At 51.8% G+C, this 26,585-nt stretch carries 21 protein-coding genes; 10 read left to right on the top strand and 11 right to left on the bottom strand.

Features of this window, described 5'->3' with window-relative positions:
* Positions 1-135: 135 nt before the first annotated feature.
* Positions 136-2,709 carry an ExeM/NucH family extracellular endonuclease gene (locus AGRI_RS05190; RefSeq protein ID WP_008983944.1) on the bottom strand — a complete coding sequence of 858 codons (2,574 nt, stop codon included), beginning with the start codon at positions 2,707-2,709 and terminating at the stop codon, positions 136-138.
* A gap of 185 nt (positions 2,710-2,894) precedes the next feature.
* On the opposite strand from AGRI_RS05190, the gene ppnP reads away from it, so the two are divergent.
* The 3 genes from ppnP to AGRI_RS05205 all read left to right on the top strand — a co-directional run bounded on the left by ppnP (position 2,895) and on the right by AGRI_RS05205 (position 5,411).
* Positions 2,895-3,176 carry a pyrimidine/purine nucleoside phosphorylase gene (gene ppnP, locus AGRI_RS05195; RefSeq protein ID WP_008983945.1) on the top strand — a complete coding sequence of 94 codons (282 nt, stop codon included), beginning with the start codon at positions 2,895-2,897 and terminating at the stop codon, positions 3,174-3,176.
* 20 nt (positions 3,177-3,196) lie between these two features.
* On the top strand, positions 3,197-4,999 hold the full coding sequence (locus AGRI_RS05200) for an ABCB family ABC transporter ATP-binding protein/permease (RefSeq protein ID WP_008983946.1): 1,803 nt from the start codon (positions 3,197-3,199) through the stop codon (positions 4,997-4,999).
* A gap of 97 nt (positions 5,000-5,096) precedes the next feature.
* Positions 5,097-5,411, top strand: coding sequence for a TraR/DksA family transcriptional regulator (locus AGRI_RS05205; protein ID WP_008983947.1), 315 nt, complete (start codon positions 5,097-5,099; stop codon positions 5,409-5,411).
* Positions 5,412-5,448: 37 nt separating this feature from the next.
* Here AGRI_RS05205 and AGRI_RS05210 read toward each other — a convergent pair whose 3' ends face one another.
* Genes AGRI_RS05210 through AGRI_RS05220 form a run of 3 tightly spaced genes read right to left on the bottom strand, consistent with a single transcriptional unit; the run spans position 5,449 to position 10,090 of the window.
* Entirely contained in the window at positions 5,449-8,487 is a 3,039-nt protein-coding gene (locus tag AGRI_RS05210) for an efflux RND transporter permease subunit (protein ID WP_008983948.1), read from the bottom strand.
* 11 nt (positions 8,488-8,498) lie between these two features.
* Complete coding sequence (locus AGRI_RS05215; protein ID WP_008983949.1) at positions 8,499-9,551, bottom strand: efflux RND transporter periplasmic adaptor subunit; 1,053 nt, start codon at positions 9,549-9,551, stop codon at positions 8,499-8,501.
* Complete coding sequence (locus AGRI_RS05220) at positions 9,548-10,090, bottom strand: TetR/AcrR family transcriptional regulator (RefSeq protein WP_008983950.1); 543 nt, start codon at positions 10,088-10,090, stop codon at positions 9,548-9,550. Before AGRI_RS05220 ends, AGRI_RS05215 begins: the two co-directional genes overlap by 4 nt.
* A 270-nt stretch (positions 10,091-10,360) precedes the next feature.
* On the opposite strand from AGRI_RS05220, the gene AGRI_RS05225 reads away from it, so the two are divergent.
* From AGRI_RS05225 to AGRI_RS05250, 6 genes are all read left to right on the top strand, one after another.
* The gene (locus AGRI_RS05225; protein ID WP_008983951.1) at positions 10,361-10,777 is read left to right on the top strand and encodes a YccF domain-containing protein; all 417 of its coding nucleotides are present in this window, start codon (positions 10,361-10,363) and stop codon (positions 10,775-10,777) included.
* Positions 10,778-10,827: 50 nt separating this feature from the next.
* Positions 10,828-11,241, top strand: a complete 414-nt coding sequence (locus tag AGRI_RS05230; RefSeq protein ID WP_008983952.1) for a DUF3429 domain-containing protein — start codon at positions 10,828-10,830, stop codon at positions 11,239-11,241.
* Positions 11,228-11,605 carry a thiol-disulfide oxidoreductase DCC family protein gene (locus AGRI_RS05235; protein WP_008983953.1) on the top strand — a complete coding sequence of 126 codons (378 nt, stop codon included), beginning with the start codon at positions 11,228-11,230 and terminating at the stop codon, positions 11,603-11,605. The genes AGRI_RS05230 and AGRI_RS05235 overlap by 14 nt, the downstream gene beginning before the upstream one ends.
* Positions 11,593-11,949: a hypothetical protein gene (locus AGRI_RS05240; RefSeq protein ID WP_008983954.1), complete on the top strand. Its 357-nt coding sequence runs from the start codon at positions 11,593-11,595 to the stop codon at positions 11,947-11,949. Before AGRI_RS05235 ends, AGRI_RS05240 begins: the two co-directional genes overlap by 13 nt.
* Before the next feature lie 48 nt (positions 11,950-11,997).
* Positions 11,998-15,246 (top strand): S41 family peptidase, encoded by a 3,249-nt coding sequence (locus AGRI_RS05245; protein WP_008983955.1) that lies wholly within the window; start codon positions 11,998-12,000, stop codon positions 15,244-15,246.
* Between the two features lie 130 nt (positions 15,247-15,376).
* Positions 15,377-15,934: a TetR/AcrR family transcriptional regulator gene (locus tag AGRI_RS05250; RefSeq protein WP_008983956.1), complete on the top strand. Its 558-nt coding sequence runs from the start codon at positions 15,377-15,379 to the stop codon at positions 15,932-15,934.
* Between the two features lie 10 nt (positions 15,935-15,944).
* Here the strand turns inward: AGRI_RS05250 and AGRI_RS05255 are convergent, their stop codons facing one another.
* The 3 genes from AGRI_RS05255 to AGRI_RS05265 all read right to left on the bottom strand — a co-directional run bounded on the left by AGRI_RS05255 (position 15,945) and on the right by AGRI_RS05265 (position 18,358).
* The gene (locus AGRI_RS05255; RefSeq protein ID WP_008983957.1) at positions 15,945-16,817 is read right to left on the bottom strand and encodes a DMT family transporter; all 873 of its coding nucleotides are present in this window, start codon (positions 16,815-16,817) and stop codon (positions 15,945-15,947) included.
* Between the two features lie 322 nt (positions 16,818-17,139).
* Positions 17,140-17,559, bottom strand: a complete 420-nt coding sequence (locus AGRI_RS05260) for a hypothetical protein (RefSeq protein ID WP_008983958.1) — start codon at positions 17,557-17,559, stop codon at positions 17,140-17,142.
* 73 nt (positions 17,560-17,632) lie between these two features.
* Positions 17,633-18,358, bottom strand: a complete 726-nt coding sequence (locus AGRI_RS05265; RefSeq protein WP_008983959.1) for an SIMPL domain-containing protein — start codon at positions 18,356-18,358, stop codon at positions 17,633-17,635.
* Between the two features lie 80 nt (positions 18,359-18,438).
* Here AGRI_RS05265 and AGRI_RS05270 point away from each other — a divergent pair, with 80 nt between their 5' ends.
* Positions 18,439-20,316 (top strand): M1 family metallopeptidase, encoded by a 1,878-nt coding sequence (locus AGRI_RS05270; RefSeq protein ID WP_008983960.1) that lies wholly within the window; start codon positions 18,439-18,441, stop codon positions 20,314-20,316.
* A gap of 10 nt (positions 20,317-20,326) precedes the next feature.
* On the opposite strand, the gene chrA is transcribed toward AGRI_RS05270, so the two are convergent.
* From chrA to AGRI_RS05295, 4 genes are all read right to left on the bottom strand, one after another.
* Positions 20,327-21,535, bottom strand: a complete 1,209-nt coding sequence (gene chrA / locus AGRI_RS05275) for a chromate efflux transporter (RefSeq protein WP_008983961.1) — start codon at positions 21,533-21,535, stop codon at positions 20,327-20,329.
* An 807-nt stretch (positions 21,536-22,342) separates the two neighbouring features.
* Positions 22,343-24,265: an alpha/beta hydrolase family protein gene (locus AGRI_RS05285; protein ID WP_008951655.1), complete on the bottom strand. Its 1,923-nt coding sequence runs from the start codon at positions 24,263-24,265 to the stop codon at positions 22,343-22,345.
* An 80-nt stretch (positions 24,266-24,345) separates the two neighbouring features.
* Positions 24,346-25,569, bottom strand: coding sequence for an organoarsenical effux MFS transporter ArsJ (arsJ, locus tag AGRI_RS05290; protein WP_040291488.1), 1,224 nt, complete (start codon positions 25,567-25,569; stop codon positions 24,346-24,348).
* Between the two features lie 8 nt (positions 25,570-25,577).
* Positions 25,578-26,582: an ArsJ-associated glyceraldehyde-3-phosphate dehydrogenase gene (locus tag AGRI_RS05295; protein ID WP_008983964.1), complete on the bottom strand. Its 1,005-nt coding sequence runs from the start codon at positions 26,580-26,582 to the stop codon at positions 25,578-25,580.
* Positions 26,583-26,585: the final 3 nt, after the last annotated feature.

Here is a 26,585-nt window from a genome sequence, read left to right on the forward strand (position 1 = left end):
CAGCCAAGTCAGAGAAATTAAAAGGCCGGTTATCGCAACCGGCCTTTTTTATTCTGACATCATTTTTTTATTCTGACAGCATATTGTGCTGCAGCGGCCGGTCCTTATACCTGTACCGCCGCTTCGCCATTACGATCAGAAGTTAACTACCAAGGGTGCCGAACATTGCTTAGTGGCATCATAGCACAGCAGATAAGTTACTGATTCTGCCTGGGTCTTAAACTGATTATTATAAATACCCGGTTTGGTTAGGGTGCTTACCACCTCACCATCACGATACAGGGTCAAACCAGTTTGCTCGCTGCTCCAACTCAGCTGCACCAGCTTACTGCCAGAGCGCGCATTACCCTGGTTTACCCGTACCAATTGCAGCTGAATATCCAGCGGTCGTGGCAGGTCTAAGGCAACCAATACCGGATCATGATCTGATGAGCGATAAGCATCTGGTGCATAATAAGTATTAACCGTATTACCTGGTTTAAACTCGGTATTGTAATCCAATACTATCGGCTCATCGGCATTGATATGCCACTCTGTGGCATCGACCAGATATTGCTGCGCATCAGCGTTTAACAACATATGATCAAGCTGACCAGACAGATTGTCGAAGATATAACCATAGGCCGGGGTTTTGCCAAGTACCTCGAAGGCACTGACGTAACCAGCACTGGCCAGCATCGTCAGCGGATCTTCTTTGGCATAGGCGTTGAGATCACCCAGTACTACCGCCGGAATATCAGCAAACTGGCTAGCTGCAAACACACCGATAGCTTCAGCTGCGCGGGTACGGGTTTGATTACAGTTACCCTGTCCGTCATTCAAATCCGGATCACCAGAGCAAGATGAACCTTTGGATTTCAGATGATTTACCATCACCGCAAACTCGGCATTATTTTCCAGCAAGCGGAAACGCTGTGCCAGCATTGGCCGGTTACGGCTGGTATCGAACAGCGGCACACCGTTAGTATCGGTTGCGGAGTTCTGCTCATCCAGAATTTGCGCGGCGGCTACCGGTGTGACCAGTGCAGCGCGGTACAACATACCAACAGTAATTTCGTCAGTACCAATTTTGGCCGCGTCAACCGCGATATATTGCCAGTCGGCGAAACCGGAGCTTTGCCGTAAACCGGCAACCAGATCAGCCAGTGCCGACGTCTCAGTAAAGCCGTCGTTCTCAATTTCCATTAACCCGATCACAGTAGCATCTAATGCGCTTAAGGCAGCAAGTATTTTCGCCCGTTGCCGCTCAAATTCCAGTGCGCTATCAGCGCCGCGGGAGGTCGGGAAGCCGCCACCTACGCCATTACCATTAAAGTAATTCAGCACGTTAAAACTGGCTATTTTCACATTACCGTCACCGGTTAACTCCGGTGCTGTAGTACGTGGATTGGTCGCGATGATATTAACCGGCTGAGTAGGATTAACCCGATACTCATTAAAGCCGTAATACAGGGAGCCCGTTAAACCAACAACGGTATCACCAGAGCGCACGGTATTAGCCGCAGTTAAACCCGGCGCCGGATAGGGAACCTGCAGTGGGTTTTGCAGTGTCGATGCATCATCGATCAGAATTTTATTCAGACTATGCTGTGCTGCCAGCGCTTGTGCCGCTGCGCCCGGGCTGACAACTTGCGTTGGCGTAAAACGACGACCATGAGATAAAACTAACTCGCCGAAGCGTCCCAGCGTGAAGTTGCCATTAACTGTTAATTCCTGGCTAAATTGCACCAGCATACCTTCATAGCGCTCCAAATAATCACTGGAGGCAACCGGCAGGCTCAGGTTGACCGCGGCAGGAATAGCGGCAGCGCCACAATCTACCGTAGCGGTAATATTGTCGAGCTGTGTATTGCCCTGGAACTCAGCAACCCGGGCTTGTAAACGAACACGCTGCCCGGTTGTCACTGCTAATGTTTGACTATTGGTATAAACGAATACCCCTTCCGAGGTGAGCGGATTATCATCCTGCTCAGTATCTGCCGCCTGGATCATATAACCACGCAAACCAGACAGAGTATGCGTCACGATGCCTTCAACAACGACCGTTTGCCCGGCTAGCGGGCTGGCACTCTCCGCGCCCTGAATAGCTGAAATAGGCGTAAAAGGCGCGGCACACGTCAAGTCAAACTCTGGTTCTGGCTCTTCCGGATCCACCGGCCCACCACTGCCATTAAATTGGCCGATATCAGAAAAGTCATCCTGCGGGAATTGTAGCCATTGCACCGAGGGGTCAAAGGCATCACTAATATTAGTGTCGTAGACGATCCCCACGCGTCTCAGGCTCTGGTCAACCGTACGCACATTATTGTTGCTCCAGGCCGCCCCCGGATCTTCACCAACACGACCGAAACTGTCTACTACGGCACCGTTCTTCTCCAGCACAATAGCGTCATCGCCATTCCACGATGCACTACCGGTGATTAAGTTTGCCAGATCTCTCAAGCCAACTACCGCCTGGCCATTGACAATAACAAAGGTTTGCTTTGCCGCCAGTGAGCCAGAGAGGTTAATGTTGGTTGATGATGTACTACCATTATAAAATACCCGCACGCGGTAGTTGCTCAGATCTACGGCTTGTTCGCCCGGGTTATAAAGCTCCAGCGCTTTATTGTTACCACTGCCCTCGACATATTCTGAGATAAAAATTTCCGCCTGAGCAGCCGGCGCGAGTGCGACGGCCAGACTGGCGGCTAAGAGTGTCTTTTTCACGTTGTTATTCCCTGGTTTTTGTTATCGGTTGCTCAGACTACAACCGCTTTATGGCAATCTGATTAAATTTTGAAGAAATTATGCTGACCACCAAAAGACGTAAAGACTTCTAAATAGCTAAATATCGCTAGGCAAAAGCGTCAATTTCGGTTTTACTAAGCAGCGAACTATTTAAGGAGCGAGCAATGTTTAAAGTCAATCAGTATTTTGATGGTAAGGTGGCGTCTGTCGCATTTCAGGGCGAGCAACTGCCTGCCACCGTTGGCGTGATGGCACCGGGGAATTATGAGTTTGGCACCAGCCAGCACGAAGTGATGACGGTAATCAGCGGCGAGTTGACCGTAAAGCTGCCGGGTAGTGACAGCTGGCAAACCTATTCGCGCGGCCAGGCCTTTCAGGTGCCTGCTAATAGCAAGTTTCAGTTGCAAGTCGCCCGTGATACCGCTTACCTTTGCACCTATCAGTAAGCCAGCCGAACGAGTGAACTATGCGTGGCATGCGCAGCGCAGCCAAACAGCCTGAACCACAAAAACGCAGCTATGCGATGCCACTTAGCCAGAGCGTAAAAACGCTCTGGCCTTATTTAATGCAGTTTAAAGTCAGGGTCCTGCTGGCACTGCTCTGTTTGATCGGCGCCAAGGCTGCGACCTTGCTAGTGCCCTTCGCATTAAAAGAGATTGTAGATTCGTTGGATTCTGGTCGCCAGGCTTTGCTGGTGTTGCCCGTGGCCTTGATCCTGCTGTACGGCAGCCTGCGTTTTCTGACGGTATTTTTAGGCGAACTGCGCGATGCACTCTTTGGCCGGGTGACCGAACATGCGATGCGTCAACTGGGCTTAAAGGTATTTCAACATCTGCATCAGCTGGAACTGAGTTTTCATCTCGACCGGCAAACCGGCGGTATCAGCCGCGATATTGAGCGTGGCACTAACGGCCTCAGCTTTCTGATGCGGTTTTTAATGTTCAATATTGTGCCGACGCTGCTGGAAATTCTGGCCGTGGCCGTGATCTTCAGCGTGCTGTTCTCCCCTGTTTATGCGCTGATTACTGTGGTCGCGGTTGCTCTCTACATCTTTTTCACGATCTATGTCACGGAGTGGCGTAATAAATTTATCCGTGAAGCTAATCAGGCTGATAACACCACCAACAGCCGCGCCATCGACAGTCTGCTGAACTATGAGACAGTTAAATACTTTAATAATGAACAGCATGAAGCGAAAATTTACGATGGCTTTCTAGCCAGCTGGGAGCAGGCGCGGCTAAAGAATAGACTCAGTTTATTGGTGTTAAACTCAGGTCAGGCGCTGCTCATTGCGTTGGCCGTAACCGCTTTGATGTATCTGGCAGCACGCGATGTGGTGAATCAGCAACTGAGTCTTGGCGAATTGGTGATGCTAAACGCCTACTTGATCCAACTGTTTTTACCGCTGAACTTTCTTGGCTTTGTCTATCGGGAAATTCGCCGCGCCCTGACCGATCTGGAAAATATGCTCGGGCTATTGACCCGAAAACCGGCCATTATTGATGCAACAGATGCGCAACCGCTACAACTTAATGGGGCCGATATTCGTTTTGAGAACGTTAGTTTCCGCTATCAAACAGAGCGGCCAATATTACAGGATCTGAGTTTTCATGTGCCCAGCGGCAGTAAAGTGGCGATTGTCGGTGCCTCAGGCGCGGGCAAAAGCACCATTGCCCGCCTACTGTATCGCTTTTATGAGCTAGAGGCCGGACGGATCCTGATCGATGGTCAGGATATCCGTAAAGTCAGCCTGGAATCACTACGTCGCGCTATTGCCATAGTGCCGCAGGATACGGTGCTGTTTAATACCAGTATTCGCGATAATATTGCCTATGCCAAACCCGACGCCAGCGCCGCCGAAGTGGACCAGGCTATCGCTATGGCGCACCTGCAGGATTTTATTAACAGCTTGCCGCAGGGCGACCAAACCCAGGTAGGCGAGCGCGGTTTAAAAGTTTCAGGTGGCGAAAAACAGCGGATAGCCATCGCCCGCGCCATGCTGAAAGGCTCACCCATTTTAGTGTTTGATGAAGCCACATCGTCTTTAGATTCGGCCTCGGAGCAGGCGATTCTCAAGGCGATGCGCGAGGTGGCACAGCAGCATACCAGCCTGGTGATTGCGCACCGCTTATCTACCATTACCGACGCCGACCAGATCCTGGTGTTGCAGCAGGGACAGTTAGTCGAACAAGGGAGTCACCTGCAACTGCTTGCCGCCAATGGCCGCTATGCCAGTTTATGGCGGCAGCAAGCTGAACAGTCGGACTAACCGCATGCGCTGCACATTTTTTGTGCGCCAGATCAACAGCAGCTTGTAACGGCTCTGCTACAGTTTAAGTTGGTAGAACAGCAAACAGGAGCCGCAAATGCCATTTCAGGAATTTAAAAGTCGCCTGCTAGCCCGAAAATTAGAATTGGAGCGCCAGGTCGCTGCCATTGAGCGCGACTTTGCGCAAGGTCGCAGTGCCGACTTTGCCGAACAGGCAACCGAACGTGAGAATGATGAAGTATTAAGCGCCATAGAACAAAAAGATCGGCAAGAACTGGCACAAATCAACAGAGCGCTTGGCCGAATGGAACACGGCACTTACGATAAATGTGCCCAGTGTGGCGAGGCCATTAAATTGGCACGTCTTACCGCTATCCCCTTTACTGAGCTTTGTATTCGCTGCGCCAAGTAGCCACTGGGCCGGCAAAACCGGCCCTGTTTTAACCAGCTCAGGCCGGTTTTATCCGAAACAGCATGGCATACAGTACCGGCACCGCGACCAGGGTTAATACCGTGGCAAAGGCTAGGCCGGCCATTATCGTTACTGCCATACTATTGAAAAACGCATCCCAAATCAGCGGCAACATCCCCAGAATCGTGGTCAAGGCTGCCAGTAATACCGGCCGGATCCGGCTAACGCTAGCCTGGACTATCGCCTGAACCTTATCGCTATTTTGCTGAATTTGCAGGTCAATCTCGTCCACTAGCACGATGGCATTTTTCATCAGCATGCCTGATAAGCTGAGGAAACCGAGCAACGCCGTAAAACCAAAGGGCAGACCCGTTGCCAATAAACCGGCGGTCACGCCACAGATAGACATCGGGACAATTAACCAAATCACCAGCGGCTGCTTCAGCGCACCGAACAGCAGAATACTGATCACCAGCATCACGATAAAACTTAAGGGTAATTGCGCGGCCAGCGATTGCTGAGCTTCAGCAGAGCTCTCATATTCACCACCCCAACTCAGTTGATAACCACTGGGTAATGGCAGCGCCTCAATTTTCGGGCGAACCAATTTTAGGGCTTGATCGGCCGTGTAACCCAAGGCCGGCTCAGCTTCGACAGTAAGGGTTCTTAACCGGTCGCGGCGCTGAATTTTCGCTTCTTCAGTTTGGGTTTGCAGCCCATTAATCACCTGTGTAATCGGGATATAGGTATTATCGTTAGCACTCCAAATCATCCGATCCTGCAGCCGGTCAATATCAAAGCGCTCTGACGCTGGCGGCCGCACCACGATTGGGATTTGCTTATCATGTTCACGGTAGACACCACTGCGTACTCCGGTGCTGGCAAACTCCAGTGTTTGCGCCAAATCAGTGCGATTAATACCGGCAACCCGCGCCCGCTCTTCGTTAAAGTCCGGTACGATCACCAGCTCCCGTTGCCGCCAGTTTTGCCGTAAATCGGTGATAGCCGGCTCTTGGCGCATTAACTCGGTAATTTGCTGGCCCAACTGCCGTAAGATGCGTTCATCCGGGCCAGATACCCTGGCCTGTAGCTTGGCACCACTGCCCGGCCCAAACATCAGTTGCTGGGTGTAGATCTCAGCCTGCGGTAAGCGCGGCGGCAGTTCAGTGCGCAGCCGCTGCATCAGCGGTGGGATCTGGTCACGGTGTGCGGTACGGATAATCAATTGGCCATAGGCGGCATTCGGCTGCTCCGGTGCGTAAGTCAACATAAAGCGACTGGCACCCGAGCCAACGAAGCTACTGACCGATTCGACTTCAGGTTGCGCCAGTACAAAGGCTTCAATTTCTGCCAGATCACGCGAGGTAGCGCGAATATCTGAGCCCTGAGGCAAGAAGTAATTCAAGTAGAAAATTGGCGTGTTCGACGCCGGGAAAAATACCTGCTTTACTTGCCCGAAACCGATCACACTAATTAGCGTGAGCACCGCCAAACCGCCCAGAGTTAGCGCACGTTGGCGTAAGGCAAAGTGCAATACCCTGATATAGCGCTGATAAAAACCTGCTGCATAGGGATCGGCAGCAGCACTATTAGCATCGACTTTAAACAAATAATGCGCCAGCAAAGGCGTGACACTAATCGCCAGCACCCAACTTAACAGCAATGAAATCGCAATTACCGCGAACAGTGAGAACAAGAATTCACCGGTACTATCCGGCGACAGGCCAATACCAGCAAAGGCCATAATGCCAATCACGGTCGCGCCTAACAGCGGGATCTGGGTACGACTGGCCGCTTCATCCGCCGCCTGCCGTGAACTCTGGCCACGCTGCATATTAATCAGCATGGTTTCCGCCACAACGATGGCGTTATCAACTAACATTCCCATGGCGATAATCAGGGCACCAAGCGAAATCCGCTCCATTTCGATATTCGCCAGTTTCATAAAGAATACGGTACCCAAGACAGTAAGTAACAAAGTACCGCCAACCACTAAACCAACCCGCCAACCCATGGTCAGACACAGCACAGCAATAACAATGACCACGGACAAGATCAGGTTAATAATAAAGTCGTTAATGGCGTTATCCACCACGACATGTTGCTGATAGATCGGATGCAGGGTTACGCCAAGCGGGATACGCTCTGCCAGTTTCGCCAGATGCTGATCAACCGCTTTACCTACATCGACAATATTGGCATCAGTCAGGCCGGAAATCGCCAACGTAAAGGCCGGTTTGCCATTAAAGCGGATGAGTTGCGACGGCACTTCAACTTCATCCCGGCGCACTGTTGCAACATCAAAAATGCTTAGTTGCTCGGTTGAGCCAGGTTTGCCAATCCGTAAATTTTCAATTGCCTCAATTGAATCCAGGCCTGGTTTGCTGTTCAGGCGAACCCTTTTGTCCCCCACCTGCACCGAGCCGGCTTGTGCTACTGCATTTTCGGTTTGCAGGGTGTTGACCACCAATTGCAATGGCAGGCCAATCCCGAGTAAACGCTCATGTGAGATTTCTACGCTGATTTGCTCTTCCGGTTCGCCGGCGGTCTGGACTTTTGCCACCCCAGGCACCGTCAGCATCTCACGGCGTAAAAAAGTAGCCAGCTCGCGCACTTCGCGATCGGAAAAACCGTCAGTTGTCACGGCATAAAAAATACCAAATACATCACCGAAATCGTCATTAACGATCGGTTTCATCACGCCTGAAGGTAAGCGAATACTGGCATCATTAACCTTACGCCTGAGCTCATCCCAAATCTGTGGCATCTGACTGCCGTCATACTTATCCTGAATTTGCACCCGGATTTCCGATTTACCCGGCATCGACTTGGAGGTAATACGCTTTAATTGTGATAATTGCTGAATACCGGATTCCAGCAATTCCGTCACTTCCTCTTCCACTTCCAACGCAGTCGCGCCCGGATAATGGGTGACAATAATCGCCTCTTTCAGCGTAAAGGCCGGATCTTCTAAGCGGCCAATACTGACCAATGCCCAAAGTCCGCCCAAAAAGCACAGCATAATAAACAGCCAGGTATTAACCTGCTTTTCAATTGCATAACTGGCAATCCGCATCAGAAGGCTCCTTAGTAGGCCACAAAGGGCTGCACCTGCTGCCCGGGCTGTAACTGATAAATCCCGGCAGAAACCACCTGCTCGCCACGATTCAAGCCACTGAGCACTTCAATCTGTTGCTCACGCACCGTGCCAACCTGTACGGCAATGCGCTGCACAGTTTGGGTTTCGGGCTGATAGCGCCAGACATAAAATTGTTCCGGTGTCGCGGTATCCAGTGCCGAGACCGGAATAAGGACGGTGCTGTTAGTGGCAACTTTTTCGGTCACCACATTCACCGTCATACCGGGCAATAAATTAACATCCGGCAAACGTGGCATCGCAAACGAGACCTGATAAGTCTGAGTTAAGGGATCAACTTCAGTGGCATGTTCACGGTAAGCCAGAGGATAGCGTTCGCTGGCAGCTTCTGATAACCGCACTGAAACCAGATAGTCACTGGTATCCCTGACCTGGCGCATAATCTGTTCCGGCACGTTAATATGTACACGCAATTCGGTAATATTTTGCACTCGTAACAATGGCGTACCGGCAGCAACAGTGGCAAAACGCTCGACCAGCCTGCGGGTAACCAGCGCATCAAAGGGCGCTTTAAGTTGGGTGTAGTCCAGATTACGGCGGGCATTTTCCAGCGCCACCCGGGCAATTTCGTAGTTGGTCTGCAACTGATCAAAGGCTGATGGCGTTAAAATACCTTGCTCACGCAAGGGTTTGCCACGCTCCAGATCACGACTGGCTTGCGCCAACTGCACTTCAGCCTGCTCGACGGCCAATTGATAGTCTGCCGGGTCCAATGCGGCCAGTAATTCTCCGGCAGGCACGACTTGTCCTTGCTGCACCGGTAATTCGGTTACCCGGCCACCGACCTGAAACGCCAGATCCACTGTACTGACCGCATCTATACGCCCGACAAAATGCCGGCTATTGGCTTGCTCTTCGCCATTAATGGTATAGAGCTTTACTGTCGGTACTATCACAGTGGCAGGTGGCGTCGCGTCTGAGCAGGCGCTTAAACCAATCACGAAACTCAAAACCCAGCAGGGTGATTTAAATGCCATCTTCATACTTGTAGCTCCCGTGCCTGTTGCACTAATTGTTGTTCCAGCGCGCTGCGCTCTGCTGCGGTAAAAGGGGATAAATTAAGTAAATCGTGATAAATCAGGGCTTCACTGGCCAGTAACAGCAAGGTTGCCTGCAGTGCATTGCCATGTTCAGCCTGAATTTGCTGCATTACATCCTTATTGTGTTGCTGCACCGGTTGTAACAAGGCAGGCTGCTCTGCGGCCGCGGCCAGAATCGCCATCGCGGTATTACCGGCAATCTGCCGGGTAAAGTGGGCGCGGGTTTGCAATACCGCTGCCAAGGTCGAGCTTTCTGTGCGCTCTTGCAAGCTACGCTGGCACTCAGCTTCCTCTATCAACTGTTGCACCATGGCACTAATTAACGCCTCTTTACTGGGGAAGTGATAAATCAAACCACCTTTACTGACACCAGCGGCTTTGGCAACCGCATCCAGCGTCACTTTACCGGCGCCTTTTTCAGCGGCAACACTGAGTGCGGCCTGAATGATTTGACTGTTAGTAAGTTGAGATTTTTTATTCAAGGATAAGCTCCCGTGCCGAGGCCGGTTTGAGGCCGCTGTAGCCACAGCAAAAAACCGACCAGTTGGTACAGTAAATTATTATAGATCAGCCGTAGTAAACCGCAACACTGGGATCGAAAAATGACTATATTATGGTGAACCTGACTAATGCTTCGCCGACATAAAATTTATTTCTGTTAAATAACAAACATTTAAAATATGGCATAGAATTGGCATCAGCATAACAGCAAATTCCATAGTGACTTTCGCAACAGCAAAAAGGAAAAACAAATGAGCGTGTTACGATTAATTTTTAACTTCTTCTGGTTTATTTTGGGTGGCTTTGTGATGGGGTTGGCCTGGTGGCTAATTGGTCTGCTTTGTTTTATCAGTATTATCGGCATCCCCTTTGGCCGCGCTTGCTTTGTGATGGGTGAACTGGCGTTCTGGCCCTTTGGTCAGGATGTGATCAATCGGCGTTATCTGAATAAAGTCGACGACATTGGCACCGGTGCCTTTGGCACCCTGGGTAATATTATCTGGTTTGTATTTTTCGGGATCTGGCTGGCGATCGGGCACTTATTTCATGCCATTGTCTGCTTTGTCACTATTATTGGTATCCCGTTTGGTTTACAGCATCTGAAACTGGCCGGTTTGGCGGTGGCCCCGATTGGTAAAACCGTGATTAATAAGCAGCGTATGGTCTGATCCCTGCCGCTATCCGGGGCGTAAAAGCGACATCACAGGATTTATATTTAATGTCGATGATTACGCCTCTGGGTTATGCGGGATTACTCCCTTTTATACTATTACCACTCTGCAGCCTGCTCTGGCCGTTAATGGCGCCGGCACAGGCGATGTTGTTATTCCAATTCTACAGCTGTCTGATTTTAGGTTTTATGGCCGGCGTGCTCTGGCCTGTGCTGTATCAATCGCCGGAGCCGGCAAGCCGTGCTTTGTGGGCGGTGAGTTTTCCGGTGTTGGCCATTCTGGCATTAGCGCTGTTACCAGCCTATAGCGTGCTGATTTTGGCAGCACTCTTTGCTGGTTTACGTTGCTATGAAATAATCAGCGGCGTCAATCTGCGCTATACAGCACCTTACCGTAGTCTGCGTAATCAGCTGACGACTGTGGTGGTGCTGTGTCATCTGGGGTTTTATGTCGCTTACTAATTACAACTCTACTGCTTTGAATAAAAAACTGTTTTTTGATGGCAGCTGCAGGCTTTGCCGGCATGAAATTAACTGGCTGGGGCCGAAACTGCGCGGCAAAATCGAACTGGTTGATATCAGTAAGCCTGATTTTACCGGTTTTGCCGGCGTCAGTCGTAGCCAGATGATGGCCGAAATTCACCTCTGGGATGGCGAACGTTATCTCACCGCCCTACCCGCTACGCTCTATTACTGGCGCACCGCCGGCCTGCGCTTTTTACCCTGGCTGTTAAGCCTGCCACTGGTTAATACCCTGGCCAACAAGGCTTACCAGTTTTGGGCCGCTCGTCGCCAACGTTGTGTCAACGGCCAATGCGATCTTTAAACGGTCGCCGTTCCCGTCGCCCGCCCAGCCGGGCGCAACAGCACAATGACCAACAACTGCTTGCTCTGCATCAGCTTATCGCCGAAAAACTGCTGGCTCAACCAGACCTGGCCCTACCTTTATTGGAAAAGTTGGAACTGCGCTACCAAAGTGGTCTGATTAAACACTGGGGCTATATTCGCTGGTACAGCATGCTGACCCAGCTCGACCAACCGGAGCTGTTTCGCCATGCCCTGCTGGAAGATAGCGAAAGTATGCGCCGGTTACGCCGCAAAACGCTGCTAACCGGCATTCTGACCGAAGATGAGCGGCAACAGGTGTTAAGCAGCGAGATTTCTGGCTAAGATAAAGCGATTAAGATAACAACTAAACCAAAAACGAAGGAATTGCTTATGCACGCTCGATCTTATCTGGCGCTGTGCTGCTCGCTTGTCTTATGTGGCAATGCTTTGGCCAGTGAAGGCAGCCGGCTGTTACGTCAACCTGATATCTCCGCCAATCAGCTGGTGTTTGTGTACGGTGGTGATCTTTGGATTGCCAACCGCGATGGCTCAGCACCGCGACAACTGACCAGCCATCCGGCAGCTGAGTTTGCGCCAAAATTTTCACCCGACGGTAACTGGATCGCTTTTTCAGCAGCCTATGATAATAACACCGACGTTTACGTGATACCTGCTACGGGTGGCGCCGCGAAGCGCCTGACCTGGCACCCCGGTGCCGATACCGTCAACGGCTGGAGCCCTGATGGCAGCAAGGTGTTGTTTGCTTCAAACCGTGAGGTAGCCAATAGTCGCAGTAATCAGCTATATCAGGTCGCAGTAAGCGGCGGTTATGAACAAAAACTGATGCCAGCCGTGGCTTTTGAAGGTGAGTTATCGGCGGATGGTAAGAAGCTGGCCTACCGGCCAAATAATCTGGCTTATAGCGGCAGTAGTGGCTGGCGGCTACATCGTGGTGGCAGTACGCCGCCGATCTGGATCCTCGATCTGGAACAAGAAAAGCTGGAAAAAGTGCCACAACCCAATGCCAATAACCTGAACCCGTTCTGGTTAAATAATGAGGTGTATTTTTTATCCGATCGCGATAATCAGGCGGTTAATCTGTTCCGCTATCGCAACCAGCAGGTAGAACAGTTAACCACACTGCGGGATTGGGATATCCGCTCGGCAGCCGGTTTTGATAATCAGGTAGTGTATGAGGCCGGGGGCTATTTATACCAGCTGGATCTGACCAGCGGCCAGAGTCAGCAATTGGTGGTGCAACTTAATACCCAATCGGAACAACGGCGGCCGCAGTGGAAAGATGCCACTAAAACCCTGACTTCAGCCCGTTTATCTGCCACCGGCCAGCGAATTCTGGTTAGTGCCCGCGGTGATATCTTTACCGTACCGGCCAAAGAGGGTTCGACACGTAATCTGACGCAAAGTGCGGGCGTGCGGGAATTCGACGCGCACTGGAGCCCGGACGGCAGCAAAGTGGCCTATATTTCTGATCAGGGTAACCAGCATCAGCTGGTGATCAGCAATCAGGATGGCAGCAGCCAGGCAACCACTATTGCTCTTGGTAGCAGCGGTTACTACAACCTGCTGAGCTGGTCACCGGATGCCAATGTGCTGGTCTATCAGGACAGTAACCTGAATTTGTATGCTTATGATTTAAAGCGCAAACGCGAAGCCAAGCTGGATACGTCATTACGCCGGCAGAATTTTAGCGTCAGTTTTTCACCGGATAGCCGCTATCTGGCTTATACCACAGTGGGCGAAAATTACTTTAGCCAAATCAAGATCTATGACTTTACGCTGCAACGCAGTCAACAGTTAACCGATGGCTTAAGCCATGCCACCAGCCCGGTGTTTAGCCAGGATTATCTGTATTTTGCTGCGTCTGTAAATACGGGGCCGGCGCAGGTAGGTTTGGATCTGTCTACCCGGGAACGGCCGGTGCGCTCAGCGCTTTATGCTGCAGTGCTTGCCGCTAACGGCAAGTCGCCGTTGTTGCCTCGCAGCGACGAAGAAAGCCCGAAAAAAGCTGCAGCCAAAACCGATACCGATGACAAAGCCGCTGTGGTTAAACCGGTACAGCTGGATTTTAACGGCATTCAGGATCGCATTGTTGGCTTGCCAGTGGCTGAGCGCAATTATAGGCGACTGGAAGTTGCCAGTGATGGTGCCCTGTTCTATCTGGAGCTGCCACAAAGCGGTGCCAGTAACGAGCCACCAGGCAACGATAACCGTAATAGCGCCAGCTTGTATCGCTTTGATTTTACAGAGCGTAAAGCAACGTTAGTTCAGCAAGGGCTGAATGACTACGAGCTGAGCAGTGATGGCAAAAAATTGTTACTGGTCAGTTTACCGAACCGGCTGCAACTGGCTGATGCGGTCGCCAAGCCTGAACCTAAAACCCTGGATCTTAGTCAGGTGCGTAGCTTTATCGATCCGGCTGTGGAATGGCAGCAAATCTTTGATGATGCCTGGCGGATGCAACGCGATTACTTCTATGATCCGGCACTGCATGGTATTAACTGGCAAGGTATTTACGATAAGTATCAGCCGATGCTGGCGCATGTGCAGCGCCGTGAAGATCTGAACGACGTGCTGGTCGAGATGATTGCCGAGCTACAGGTTGGCCATAACCGGATTGGTGGCGGCGATGTATACCAGGCCGCTGCGACGGGTGTTGGCTTACTGGGTGCCGATTTTGCAATTGATAATAATCGCTACCGAATCCAAACTGTATATCAGGGCGATCGCTGGAGCCCCTTCCTGCGCGCGCCGCTGGCGACGCCTGGCGCCAGTGCCAAGGCCGGTGATTACCTGCTGGCCATTAACGGTGTCGAGCTCACTGCTGCGCAAAATATCTATCAGTTGTTAGATAATACGGCCGGCAAGCAAGTTCGCCTGACACTGGCCGACGATGTGCGTGGCCGTAACAAACGCGATATTACTGTAGAGCCCGTGACCGATGAAAGTCAGCTAAGACTCTGGCATTGGGTAGAAAACAATCGTAAACGGGTGGAAGAAAAGACCCAGGGCCAGGTTGCCTATGTTTACCTGCCAAACACGGCCGATGGCGGTTTCTACTTCTTTAACCGGATGTTCTTTGCGCAAACCGAAAAGCCGGCGCTGATTATTGATGAGCGGAAAAATGGCGGCGGTCAGGCGGCGAACTATATAACCGAAATTCTGGCCCGGCCCTTCCTGGCTGGCTGGAAAGATCGGGCCGGTGCCGGCTTTACTACGCCGGGTGCCGGAATCTATGGCCCGAAAACCATGCTAATTGACCAGGATGCCGGCTCAGGCGGCGACTTCCTGCCCTGGGCCTTTAAACGGTTGGGCCTGGGCAAAACCATAGGTACCCGTACCTGGGGTGGTCTGATTGGTATTTCGGCGAATCCAGCGATGATCGATGGCGGCTTCCATGTGGTGCCCTATTTCCGCTTCTATACGCCGGATGGCGAATGGCGGGTAGAGAACGAAGGGGTGGCGCCGGATATCGAGGTAGAGCTGGATCCGATAGCCGTTAACCGCGGCATCGATGTACAGTTGGAGCGTGCAATTGAACACACGCTGCAGCAGTTAAAAGCCAATCCACCGCAAGACCACCGGCAGGCGCCAGCCATGCCAACCAAGTTGGGGTTGTAAGCATTAGTGCTGCATACAAACGCAGCACGCTCTAATCAAACGCCGGCACAGATTTCACGCTGTTGCCGGCGTTTTTTCGCCCGGCACCACTATACTTAACCGAGTATTTAAGCCGGAGCCAAAGCGACCAATGGAAGCCCTCACTAAAGCACAAATCCTCGACACCGCCTTACAGCTGGCTACGGCCAGCAGTTGGGAGCAATTGCGGCTATGCGATATCGCCTCAGCCCTCAACTGTCCGCTCAGTGCGCTCTATCAGCAGATCAGCACCAAAGATCAGCTGGCCGACGCCTGGTTTGATCGTGCCGATCAACAGATGCTAAGCCACTGCTATCAGGGGCGGTCAGCAAGCGAGCGCTTATATCTGGCCATTAGCAGCTGGCTTAATGCTCTGGCCCCTTATCAACAGCAAACCGGGCAAATGTTGCTGTATAAGCTGGAACCGGGTCATGTTCATCTGCAGGCAGCGGCGCTGCTTAGGATCAGCGCGACGGTACAGTGGCTGCGTGAAGCAGCAGCACTTAGTGCCAGTGGCCTGGCGCGAATTGGTCAGGAACTGGCGCTAAGCGCGCTGTTCGTTGGGGTTTTTGTGCATTGGTTAAATGACCGTTCAGACGGGCAACAGCAAACACTGCAGCTGCTGCAACGAAAACTGAGTGCCGGCGATAAGCTGGGCTTGTGGCGCTGATGTTGGTAAGCTAATGACCGCGCCTTTGCTGCCACAGCAGATACAAACCACAGAGCATAATCACAGTGGCACCGAGCAAAACACTGCGCCCCGGATACAGTTGCCATAACGCAATATCAAAGCCAATGCCCCACAGCAGCGCCGTATACTCAAAGGGCGCGACTATTGCCGCCGGCGCAATGCGAAAGGCTTCGGTAATCGTAATTTGCCCCAGAAAGCCACAGACACCAATCAGCAGATAGACCGGCCATAGCTGCGCTTGTAACGGCTGCCAGTTCGGCAATGCCAGCGCTGTGGCACCCAGGGTTAAAAAGGTCATCAGCCAGAACACCATATTGGCAGCGCTGTCTGAGCGCGCCAGCACCCGCACCGTAATCGCCGACACCGCATAGCAACAGGCCGCCAACAGTGCCGCTAAAGCCCCTAAACTTAGCCACTGCCCGGCATCCGGTTTTAACATATAACACACCGCCGCCAGGCCAATCACCAACACCAGATACTGCCGCGGTGCCACATACTCTTTCAGCCACCAGGCCGACAGCAGGGTAATAATAAAGGGCGCAGCAAAGAAAATGGCATAAGCATCGGCCAGTGCCAGCGTTTGCAAGCTAAACACAAAGGCCCAAAGCATAGTAATTCCGAGCGCTGCGCGCAGCAGATGCAGCGACCAGCGGGTTTGCAAGATCTGCTTAATGGCACCACTGCTGCATAACCAAATGACTACCAGTGGCCAGGCTAAGGCGCCACGCAGCGCGGTGATTTGCATCGGGCTATGGTAAGCAGTCAAGGCTTTCATACCGGCATCCATCGCCGAAAAAAACGCCACCGCCAGCAGCATAGCGATAATGCCGCGCAGCGGACGATCAATCAGGGGTTGCGACATTAAACGGGACCTTTAGCAAGCACAGCAGCAGGATAGTAGGGCGAAGATTATACCAACTTGCTAAGGCAACTGCATCAGCGCTTATCGACGCGTTACACCGTTCGACTCCGGTACGACAAGCATACCGGAGTCGGAGCGTGGTTTAAGGTCTGCTTTAGTGCCAGATCTGAGATCGCAGGTGACGACTCCGGTACGACAAGCATACCGAAGTCGGAGTGCGGTTTAGCGTCCGCTTTAGTGCCAGAACTGAGATCGCAGGTGACGACTCCGCTACGACAAGCATACCGGAGTCGGGATTAGATGTTGTTAAGATAGTTAAGCGTCAGGAACAGCGTTGAAATGAAGAATCAATAACCGGGAAACCTCGCTCGGCCAGCCAGTTAAATGCTTGTTGTTGGTCAGCATATACGCGGCGTTCAAAGGTCAGGGTTTTCTCAATAATCATCTTGTCCAGTTGGTAGCGCTTTACGCTGTGCGGACAATACACCTGAGCCGTCAGCACCAGGCCATTATGCAAACACCAGGTCACCAGTTCCTGCACTATCGGCTCAATATCGGGCGTACCCAACTGCCAGTCATCCAGATACACGATATGCACCCAAGGCTGACCGGTAAGCCTGCTGGCGGCAGCCTTAAAAGCCCGGCTATAATCCTCAGCCGCAAAACGATCCCAGCAGCCACGGATACAAGCCAGAACCACCCTGTTTTCAACCCAAATCTGAAACGCTTTTGCTTCGACCATTAATAGCCCCCTACTTGCCTGCTTAAAGCATAGCAGCTGAGGATCTTACTGCTTAGCGCTAACTTGATATGGCTTAAGGATTGAGCTTATAAATGACATTCACGCTTTTTTGCAACGTAATCTGCTTCGGCGCTAATAAGGCCCCGGCCATGCCGCTGTCAGCACTCATTTTCTCCATCCGGCCATAACTTACCTGGCCACCGCCAAAGCCAAAATCACCGGCCAGATTACCGAAACCGGCGTTCTCGGTGATGGCAAATACGGAGCTGAGCTTTACGCCTTGCGCCGCGGCTAAGCGGTTGGCTCGGGCACGGGCATCCGCGCCGGCTTTTTCACTTAGCGTCAGTTCAAATTCCTCGCGTTTGCTGTGATCAAAGCTGCTGTGAATAGAAAAAATCTGTGGCTGGGTAAACAGATAATCCATTACCGTCACATACTGCTCCAAATTCGTCAGTGTCAGGGTGATCGGCTGACTGGCTTCATAGCCGGTGATGGTTCTGTCCTGGTAGTCTTTATACAGCGCTTCTTTATTGATTTGCGCCGCATCCAGTGCCTTCTCAGTTAAGCCTTGCGCTTGCAAAAACTTCAGCAAACTTTCGCCCTGCCGGTAGACCGCCCGGGTTGCCTGTTCGGCCGTCGCTCCGGTCTGGCGCAAGACAAAGCGGATCTGAGCTTTGTCGGGGGCCACTTCCAACGTCGCCTGACCGGTAACATTGATAAACGGGAAATCAGGTAATGGACTGGCCGTGACGCTGGCAGCAGCAACTAACAGACTAAAAGCGGTGGTTAATCTCAGCATGATGGTTCTTCCCTTTACATAAGTGCGACTATTACATACCTTGTTGACTGTACTTTAGCTGAATAAGAATAAGGTTTGCTATGTTACTGCGTTTTTCTGCGCTATCTTCTGTACTCTCTGCTGCACGCGCTTCCGCGCTGTGCGCACTACTGCTCGGCGCGGGTCTGACTCAGGCCGCCGATGATGCCTATACCTACGCCAATTTACAGGATGTGAAAGTCAGCCATCTCTATCTGGATTTGGCGGTCGATTTTGAACAAAAAGCCCTGACCGGTTTTGCCGATCTGAGCCTAAACTGGCAAAACCAAACGGCGAATACGGTTTATCTCGATACCCGGGACTTAATCATCAAACAGGTGTATGCCCGCCGCGCTGATGGTCAGTGGCGTAAAGTGCCCTTTAGTCTGGCCGCCGCTGAGCCGGTGCTTGGCAGTAAGCTGACGATAGAGCCAGGCTTTCAGGCCGATACGCTACGTATTCACTATCAATCGCAACCGCAGGCCTCAGGCTTGCAATGGCTGAGCAAAGAACAAACCGCGGCGAAAACGCAACCCTTTATGTTTAGCCAGAATCAGGCGATTCACGCCAGAAGCTGGATCCCGATTCAGGATACACCCGCGGTACGCCTGACTTATAGTGCCCGCATTCAAACCGATAAAGACCTGCTGGCGGTAATGAGTGCGCCAACCGCTCCCGGCGCAGCGCGCAGTGGCGATTACCGCTTTACGATGCCACAGGCGATCCCGCCCTATTTGCTGGCCATCGCCGTCGGCGATCTCGAATTTAAAGCCATGAGTGCGCAAACCGGCGTTTATGCCGAAGCTTATATTCTGGAGGCCGCCGCCAAAGAGTTCGCCAGCACGCAACAGATGATTGATGTGACTGAACAGCTGTACGGTGACTATCGCTGGGGCCGTTATGATTTACTGATCTTACCGCCCAGCTTTCCGTTTGGCGGCATGGAAAACCCGGTGCTGTCTTTTATTACGCCGACCGTAGTCGCTGGCGATGGCAGCCTGGTCAATCTGATTGCCCACGAGCTGGCGCATTCCTGGTCCGGCAATCTGGTCACCAACGCTACCTGGCAGGATCTGTGGTTAAACGAGGGCTTTACCTCTTATGTCGAAAACCGCATTATGGAGCAGGTGTTTGGCACCGATCGCGCCATCATGGAGCAGGCCCTGGCGGTGCAGGATCTAAAGCAAGAATTGGCCAGTCTGGATCCGGACGATAGCCGGCTCTACCTCGATCTGAAGGGCCGCGATCCGGATGATGCTTTTAGTGGCGTGCCCTATACCAAGGGACAACTGTTTCTGATGTTTCTGGAAAGCCGCTTTGGCCGTGAGGTCTTTGATCCTTTCGTCAGAAAATACTTCGATGACCATGCCTTTCAAAGTATCACCACGGCCGCCTTTGAGGCTTACTTAACAGCGAATTTGCTGGATAAGCATCCCGGCAAAGTCAGTGCCGCCGAAGTGCAGGAATGGATCCATGGCCGGGGTTTACCGGCAACAGCCCCCAACCCGCAATCAGATGCCTTTGTCAGGGTACAACAACATAGCAATGCCTGGTTATCAGGTTTACACACCCTGGATGAGCTGCCGACGGCAGACTGGACAGTGCACGAGTGGCTGTATTTTATCAATAACCTGCCGCTGAGTATTAGCCCCGGCCAGTTACAGCAGCTGGATAATGGCTTTAACCTGACGCAATCGACCAATAGCGAAATTGCCCACGCCTGGTATCTGTTAGCCCTAAAAACCGGCTATCGCGAAGTGCTACCGGCATTAGAGCGCTATCTGATTAGCATCGGGCGGCGCAAACTGATCCTGCCACTGTACCGCGAGCTGGCCAAAGCGCCGGATGGCCTGGCCTTCGCCCGTAAGGTCTATCAACAGGCGCGGCCAGGTTATCACCCACTGGCACAGGGTAGTGTCGATGAGATTCTAAAGCAGTAACTAAGGGGCTCTACAGCACCCTTACCATACCAATCAGGGCGCCAGCCAGCACCAGTAACCAGGCTGGCAGGCGCCAGAATTGCAGCGCAATAAAACCCAGCAGTGCCAGCGCAAAATCAGTGGCTCCGAACACACTACTTTGCCAGATTGGCTGATATAGCGCTGACAGCAAAATGCCGGTGACACTGGCCCCCACGCCGGCCATTAAGCGACTGACGTTATTAGAAGCGCGCAGTTTCTGCCAGTACGGCAGCACCGCAGCCAATACCAGAAAAGACGGCAAAAAGATGGCCAGCAGCGCCACTACCCCACCCCAAACACCGCTTAGTTCACCATTACTGGCGGCACCTAAAAAAGCGGCAAAGGTAAACAAGGGGCCGGGTACCGCCTGCGCTGCCGCATAACCGGCAATAAAGTTATCAGCACTGACGAGATCTGTTGGCACCACTTCGGCCTGTAACAGTGGCAACACCACATGCCCCCCGCCAAACACCAGCGCACCAGCGCGGTAGAAAATATCGAACAGTGTGACAACAGTACCGGGATAGAGCTGCGCCACGAGCGGTAAACCGAATAACAAGACCAGAAATAACAGACCGTAAGCCTTGGCTGCCGTACTCGACACACTAAGAGGTAAGGCAGAGGCCGCAGCGGCTGCTTCCTGCTTTAACAGAAAATAACCAAGCAGCGCGCCAAGCAGGATTACCACAGGTTGCAACCAGATAACCGGAAATAACAGCAACAACACCGCACTTAGCGCCATAATGCTGACTTTTGGCACCGTATTACATAAACTTTTTGCCATCCCCCAAACCGCATGAGCGACCACAGCAACCGCCACCAGCTTTAAGCCCTGCAAGGCACCCTGCAACAGCGGGCTTTGTAAAATCGCCAAACTTAGGCTAAACGCAATCAAAACCCCAGCCGATGGCAGCGTAAAACCAAGCCAGGCAGCCAGCGCACCGCGATAGCGACCACGTAATAAACCAAGCGCTAAACCAACCTGGCTACTGGCCGGGCCGGGTAAGAACTGGCATAACGCCACCAGTTCAGCATAGTCGCGTTCAGTCAGCCATTTACGTTTTTCAACAAACTCGGTACGAAAATAACCAAGATGCGCTACCGGCCCGCCGAAGGAGGTTAGGCCCAGTACCAGGAAAATCCGGAAGATGCTCCAGAAGTTGTTATGTATCGGTTCGTTCATTACTTCGTTTGTCATGCAGATCCTGCTTCAATCTCGATAATTTTAAAAATGCCTACTGCTGAAACCACATTGTCGGACGGGCGAGTCGTCATGCCTCACCGATATTAGTTAAGCCCTTAGCTGCGGTAGAATTTTCGTAACAGCAGCAGGGATGCTGCGGAGGCTGAAAGGGCACAGGGATGTGATCCTTGAAGCCGGTGGAGAAAATTACTACCCTGCTAAGGGCGCTGCGCTAGTCTGGACGCTGCAGAGTCGATATATGAGCATCCGGCGGCTAAACGCGCCGTACAACTTTCCTGGGGCACGCCGTGAACCCATCCCTGGGGGATTATAAACTTCATCCTGAAGTTTACCCTGCGGGCCAGCGCAAGCGCTGTTCAAATTCGTTCCCGACGAATTTGTCTCTTTGGAATCCATGCCAAAGACGTCCCCAGAAAAGTGTACTCTGCATTTACCGCCTCGCTAAGCAACTACAGCAACCGCAATCTTCAATCGAAGCTCGCTGGATGTCATGCATACTTTCTGAAAATACTGGTGGTAGCACGATCGTGAACGAGGTGGTAAGCATTCCGTGCACTTTGTAAGGGAATGTATTTTTCAGGGATGAAAAATGCAAGCGTACAGGGATGTATTCACAGCGTGTCCCGTCAAAGTTGTACGGTGTGCTTGCCACCGGATGCTCTATTCCAGACGTTGCAGCGTTCAAACCGGAGTACAACAACCTTAACATACTGATTTTTTATAACAAAAATATGACTCTCATAACACTGAATAAAAAACGCCGCAGTAATTAGCTGCGGCGCTTGAATCAAACAACAGCCGCTACTTCAAATGCGTTTGCAAGAAACTTAAATACGCCTCCTGCGCTTTAATCCGGTTAGCTTTTACCGCAAACCCATGACCTTCGTCCGGGAACAACACATACTCCACCGGCACATTATTAGCACGGATCGCCGCCACCATCTCATCGCTTTCAACCTGTAACACCCGCGGGTCGTTAGCGCCCTGCACGACCAATACCGGGGCTTTAATATTACCGGCATGAAACAGCGGCGAAATACGGCGCAAACGTTCACCATCAACGGCCGGATCGCCCAACTCATCGTACAGCGACTGACGGAAACTCTCCCACCATGGTGGAATACTCTCCAGCGTCCGCACCCAGTTGGTAACACCGAAGATATTAATGCCGGCATCAAACTCATCGGTAAAGGCCAGCGCCGCCATCGTCAGATAGCCACCATAGCTACCACCCATGACCACTATCTTGTCGCCATCAATCCAGTCCAGGCTTTGCAGGTACTTTTTGCCATAGACGATGTCTTGTAAGTCATCTTCACCATGCCGTTTATCATCAAGATGATAGAAAGTTTTACCGTAACCGGACGAACCCCGGTTATTGACACCAAACACCGCATAACCATGATTGACCAGATGCTGCATCATCGCACTGTAGCCCTGGCGGGTTTGGCCGCCCGGACCACCGTGGATCCAGATAATGCCGGGGACTTTGTTGCTGCTACTGGCCTGCTTAGGTTTATACAGTAAACCGGGAATTTCCAGGCCATCGAAACTTTTAAAGCGCTCGATCGAGCTTTGCACCAGATGCGCGGCATCCATACCCGCAGCCAGGGTTTGCGTTAGCTGGGCCACGCTATCGGTGCCCAGACGCCAGACGAATAAGTTTGACGGTGAGGTATCTGAGTTCACATAAAACACCATGGTGTTTTCATCGGCCGAGAAACTGACTCCACGTAAATCGCCGGCTGGATAAGCCGGCATTTGCAGTTTTTGCCCGCTGCTCAGATCGGTAATGGTTAACTCAGTGCGGGCATCGGCATTCACCCCCACCACCTGATAACGGCCTGATTTCGAGAAATACAGGAAAGAAACATCCCAATCGGCGGCGATATAGGCACTGTGTTCAGCCGTCGCCAGATCATAACGCCAGGCTTGATTAAATTCGCCATGACCATTGGTACTGTAAATCAAGGCCTTATTATCAACGGTAAAGGTATAAGCCCCATGTTGGATATTGCCATCGGTAGGCGTAATCAACTTAGGTTCTGCTTTATCGGCCTGTAAATCGACCAAAAACAGATCGGAGTCAGAGTTAGAGTTAGTGCGGCTAAGCGCCAGATAGCGGCCATTCGGGCTTACCGCTTCTAAATTAAAACCGGTATTGTTTTCAAACAACATGCTACGGCTGTAGTCCACACTGCTGTATTGATACAAATCGAAAAAGCGGTTATCCCGCTCGTTGGTCATAATAAAGAAATGCACATCGTCCTGATGCCAGCCCACCATCTGCGCCTTAAGCTTGTCGCCCGGTGTTAAATCTTTGCTGCTGCCATCGGGTAGTTGCACATAAACGTGGTTTAACTCATTGCCACCCTGATCAGCGGTATATAAAAAGCGATCATCCTTAGGAAACCAACTGATACCGTTATAGGCATCGCTGGTCGATTGGGTTAACTGCGTTGGGGCGCTGCCATCTACCGGATAACGGTAGACATTAAAAATACCACTGGCATCGCTGGTTACCAGTACCGCAGTGCCGTCATGACTTAGTGAAGAGCCATAGAGGGTGGTGGTGTTAAAAAAGGTTTCAGCCGAATACTGCGGCACTGTCTGACTTACCGCTGCCTGTGGTGGCGGAGTAGCCGTTTTTTGCTCTGCCGGTGGCGAGCAGGCCGCTAATAAAGCGGCGCAAGATAACGCTAAAATTGAAGCAGACCAACGCATATCACTCTCCTCTTGCTGTTTTTTTGTTCCAGTCCGCTTCAGTCTAGTGTAAAAAAACAACAAAAGAAAAATTAATCTGCTCAACCCGTTACCTGTGCCGATGTCTGACAGCGCCGCAATGCCCAGGTACAAGCCACAGCCCCGAGCAACAGTAACCCTGAGATCCACAAACACGCCACTAAACCATAGGCCTGAAACGCCCAGCCGGATAATAAAGTGCCGACTAAGCGCCCGGCCGCGTTTGCCATATAATAAAAGCCGACATCCAGCGAGACACCGTCACGATTGGCACTGGCCACAATTAAATAGCTGTGCAAACTGGAGTTAATGGCAAATACCGCACCGTAGAGCAGCAAACCGAGCAGCAGCGCCCACAGCGGCTCGCCACTAAATAGCATCGCCAGGCCGATCAGCCAGGGTAAGGCAGCCAGCACCAACGCCCAATGCAGAGCTGTACCCGCCGCCGGTGGCGCCTTTTTACTGCTGTGGGTAAGTGCTGGCGTAAGAGCTTGCACTATGCCATAACCAATCACCCAGCAGGCTAAAAAGGCTCCGACCGCACTTTGTGACCAACCGGCGCTGCTGGCAAGATAAATAGGTAGGGCTATCACAAACCAGACATCGCGCGAGGCAAACAAACAAAACCGCGCCGCCGATAGCCAGTTTAAACTGGCACTTTTTGACAGCAACTCGGTAAATTTGGGTTTGAAACTTTTTTTCCCAAGATCCTTTTTCAGCAGCAACAAACTGAGGATCCACACCAGCAAGAGCGTAGCCGCCATTACGGCCATTGCGCCCTGAAATCCCAGCAACGCCAGCAATAGACCACCGAGGAAAAACCCGACGCCCTTTAGCGCATTCTTGGAGCCGGTTAGTACCGCCACCCACTTATACAGCGCGCCTTGGGCCTCATCCGGTAGCAATAACTTGATGGCGCTTTTCGCACTCATTTTATTCAGATCTTTGGCTATTCCCGAGATCGCTTGCGCTACCATTATCCACAGTACCGTTAGCATATCGGCAGGAACTAACAACATACTGAGCGCAATAATTTGCAGAAACAAACCGATATTCATCGTCTTGTTTAAGCCGAGCCGGGCACCGAGCCAGCCGCCGGTGAGGTTAGTTACAATCCCGAAAAACTCGTAAAACAAGAATAACGAGGCAATGGCCAGTGGCGAGTAACCCAGCTGATAAAAATGCAGCACAATCAGCATGCGCAGCGCACCATCGGTCAGCGTGAAGGCCCAGTAATTACCGGTAACGACCAGATATTGTTTGATATCGCTGCGCATAGTTATCATATCGTCATTTAGTCTGCCAAACCGACTAATTTCGCCAGTTCGACCGTGCGATTGGCATAACCCCATTCGTTGTCGTACCAGGCATAAATTTTTACCTGAGTACCATTTACTACCATAGTCGATAAGGCATCAATAATACTGGAGCGTGGGTCGGTTTTATAATCCACCGACACCAGCGGCCGGCTTTCATAACCCAAAATTCCTGCCAGCTCACCTTCAGCTGCATCCTTGAGCATGGCATTCACTTCCTCGGCGGTAGTGGCGCGCTCGACTTCAAACACGCAATCCGTTAACGAGGCATTAGCCAGTGGCACCCGCACCGCATGGCCATTTAAGCGGCCCTTTAACTCCGGAAAGATCTCGGTAATAGCGGTCGCTGAACCGGTGGTGGTCGGAATTAAACTGGCACCACAAGCGCGGGCCCGGCGTAAGTCTTTATGGGGCGTATCTAAAATCGATTGCGTATTGGTTAAATCATGAATCGTGGTAATAGAGCCATGCTTAATCCCCAGTTGTTCGTGGATCACCTTAACCACCGGCGCTAAACAGTTAGTGGTACAACTGGCTGCAGTAACAATGCGATGTTCGGCGGCATTAAATAACTGCTGATTCACGCCCATCACCACATTCAGCACTCCGGCTTCTTTTACCGGTGCACTTACCACCACGCGCTTTACGCCGTGCTCCAGATAAGCTTGTAGCGCGGCTTTGGTTTTCATCTTACCCGAAGCTTCAATCACCAGATCACAACCGGACCAGTCAGTATCGGCAATGGCTTTATTGCCGCTGACCTGAATGGTTTTGCCATTAATAAGTATGGTATCGCCAGCCGCCTCAGCTTGATGCTGCCAGCGGCCATGGACTGAGTCAAAGTTCAGTAAATGGGCAAAGGTTGCGGCATCGGCTGCCGGATCATTGATCTTTACAAACTCAAACTCTGGCCAATCAAAGGCCGCACGCAGGGCCAGGCGGCCAATCCGGCCAAAGCCGTTAATGCCAACTTTAATCGTCATCAG

The organism is Alishewanella agri BL06, from assembly GCF_000272005.1.
Taxonomy (GTDB): domain Bacteria; phylum Pseudomonadota; class Gammaproteobacteria; order Enterobacterales; family Alteromonadaceae; genus Alishewanella; species Alishewanella agri.

Bases quoted from the DNA above. Each gene is read 5' to 3' on its own strand.
- arsJ (WP_040291488.1), bottom strand. From the start codon at position 25,569: ATGATAACTATGCGCAGCGATATCAAACAATATCTGGTCGTTACCGGT.
- AGRI_RS05255 (WP_008983957.1), bottom strand. From the start codon at position 16,817: ATGTCGCAACCCCTGATTGATCGTCCGCTGCGCGGCATTATCGCTATG.
- AGRI_RS05245 (WP_008983955.1), top strand. From the start codon at position 11,998: ATGCACGCTCGATCTTATCTGGCGCTGTGCTGCTCGCTTGTCTTATGT.
- AGRI_RS05225 (WP_008983951.1), top strand. From the start codon at position 10,361: ATGAGCGTGTTACGATTAATTTTTAACTTCTTCTGGTTTATTTTGGGT.
- AGRI_RS05230 (WP_008983952.1), top strand. From the start codon at position 10,828: ATGTCGATGATTACGCCTCTGGGTTATGCGGGATTACTCCCTTTTATA.
- AGRI_RS05265 (WP_008983959.1), bottom strand. From the start codon at position 18,358: ATGCTGAGATTAACCACCGCTTTTAGTCTGTTAGTTGCTGCTGCCAGC.
- ppnP (WP_008983945.1), top strand. From the start codon at position 2,895: ATGTTTAAAGTCAATCAGTATTTTGATGGTAAGGTGGCGTCTGTCGCA.
- AGRI_RS05235 (WP_008983953.1), top strand. From the start codon at position 11,228: ATGTCGCTTACTAATTACAACTCTACTGCTTTGAATAAAAAACTGTTT.
- AGRI_RS05210 (WP_008983948.1), bottom strand. From the start codon at position 8,487: ATGCGGATTGCCAGTTATGCAATTGAAAAGCAGGTTAATACCTGGCTG.
- AGRI_RS05285 (WP_008951655.1), bottom strand. From the start codon at position 24,265: ATGCGTTGGTCTGCTTCAATTTTAGCGTTATCTTGCGCCGCTTTATTA.
- AGRI_RS05295 (WP_008983964.1), bottom strand. From the start codon at position 26,582: ATGACGATTAAAGTTGGCATTAACGGCTTTGGCCGGATTGGCCGCCTG.
- AGRI_RS05270 (WP_008983960.1), top strand. From the start codon at position 18,439: ATGTTACTGCGTTTTTCTGCGCTATCTTCTGTACTCTCTGCTGCACGC.
- AGRI_RS05205 (WP_008983947.1), top strand. From the start codon at position 5,097: ATGCCATTTCAGGAATTTAAAAGTCGCCTGCTAGCCCGAAAATTAGAA.
- AGRI_RS05250 (WP_008983956.1), top strand. From the start codon at position 15,377: ATGGAAGCCCTCACTAAAGCACAAATCCTCGACACCGCCTTACAGCTG.
- chrA (WP_008983961.1), bottom strand. From the start codon at position 21,535: ATGACAAACGAAGTAATGAACGAACCGATACATAACAACTTCTGGAGC.
- AGRI_RS05240 (WP_008983954.1), top strand. From the start codon at position 11,593: ATGCGATCTTTAAACGGTCGCCGTTCCCGTCGCCCGCCCAGCCGGGCG.
- AGRI_RS05260 (WP_008983958.1), bottom strand. From the start codon at position 17,559: ATGGTCGAAGCAAAAGCGTTTCAGATTTGGGTTGAAAACAGGGTGGTT.
- AGRI_RS05200 (WP_008983946.1), top strand. From the start codon at position 3,197: ATGCGTGGCATGCGCAGCGCAGCCAAACAGCCTGAACCACAAAAACGC.
- AGRI_RS05215 (WP_008983949.1), bottom strand. From the start codon at position 9,551: ATGAAGATGGCATTTAAATCACCCTGCTGGGTTTTGAGTTTCGTGATT.